The 329-nt window shown below is 56.8% G+C and carries 1 protein-coding gene; it reads left to right on the top strand.

Annotated features, from left to right (window positions below; translation table 11 throughout):
• Positions 1-79 precede the first annotated feature (79 nt).
• Positions 80-329: transposase (locus tag RHSP_RS14330; protein ID WP_157385350.1), on the top strand; the 250-nt coding region annotated here is incomplete at its 3' end.

The raw sequence follows: 329 nt of genomic DNA, 5'->3' as shown, positions 1-329 counted from the left end.
AGAGGCTGCCTCAAAAAGAGGTGGGTGATTTCAACAGGTTATGATTCCTTCGGATTTGCGAGATTCGATGGAGAACACGATGGCCTGGACCAAAATCACCCGTCGGCAATATGCCCGGCGAACGGCACGCTACGCAAGCGATATGACGGATCGGGAATGGGGTCTGGTTCAGCCTTTCCTGCCAATGCCGCGCCGCTTGGGCCGCCCGCGGACCACGGATTTGCGAGAGGTGGTGAATGCCCTGCTTTACATCGCCACAACTGGTTGCCAATGGCGGATGCTGCCGAAGGATTTTCCACCCTGCTCGACCGTCCAGCGCTATTTCTATG

It is taken from the genome of Rhizobium freirei PRF 81 (assembly GCF_000359745.1).
Lineage (GTDB): Bacteria > Pseudomonadota > Alphaproteobacteria > Rhizobiales > Rhizobiaceae > Rhizobium > Rhizobium freirei.
The sequence above is the reverse complement of the archived record's forward strand: the minus strand, read 5'-3'. Positions and strand labels throughout refer to the sequence as shown.